Origin of the sequence: Segeticoccus rhizosphaerae, assembly GCF_009192725.1 — a bacterium.
Classification (GTDB): Bacteria; Actinomycetota; Actinomycetes; order Actinomycetales; family Dermatophilaceae; genus Segeticoccus; species Segeticoccus rhizosphaerae.
Window position 1 is genome coordinate 1 of sequence record NZ_VOHR01000688.1, and the last position, 652, is coordinate 652.

Annotated in this window: 1 protein-coding gene; it reads right to left on the reverse strand. The window is 75.8% G+C overall.

The annotated features are described in order from the left end of the window. On the reverse strand, positions 1–652 hold a 652-nt coding region (locus tag FRW57_RS22500; protein WP_162529490.1), incomplete at both ends, for an FAD-dependent oxidoreductase.

Here is a 652-nt window from a genome sequence, read left to right on the forward strand (position 1 = left end):
GGCCCCCTCCATCGTCGCCGGCCAACCGGTGGCGGTCCATGCTCCGGCCAGGGCGAGGCCGGGCAGTCCCGTCGCCGCCCCGGGTCGCATGCTCGCCGTCCCCGGCCGGCAGCGGAAGGTCGCCTGCCGTTCCCGGGTGACGAAGACGTCCTCCACCCGGGCCGCGTCGGCCCGGGGCAGCAGGTCGGACAGGGCTGGGAGCAGCCGGTCGCGCACCTGGGCGGTCGGCAGGTCGACCAGGTCGTCCGCCGCCGAGACGGAGACCGCGACGTACTGGCCCCGCTGCAGTCCCGAAGGGCCCGTGCGGTCGAACACCCATTGCAGCGGGCTGTCCACGGCGGCCAGGAAGGGCTCGGACAGCACCGTGCGGTCATAGACCACGTGCAGGTTCACGATGGGGCTGGCGCCCAGCCGGAAGGACCAACCCGGGTCCGGCCCGATGGCGCCCTCCGGCAGCAGGTCCTCGGCCACGACCGGCGGCACCGCCAGCACGACCGCGTCGGCCTCGACGGACCCACCGTCGACCGCGACGCTCCACCGGTCGTCGTGCCGGCGCAGCGCCCTGACCCGCGCTCGGGTGCGCACCTGCGCGCCCTCGCGCTCGAGCACGTCGGTCGCGGCATCGCCGTGCAGACGCCGCAACGGTGCGTTG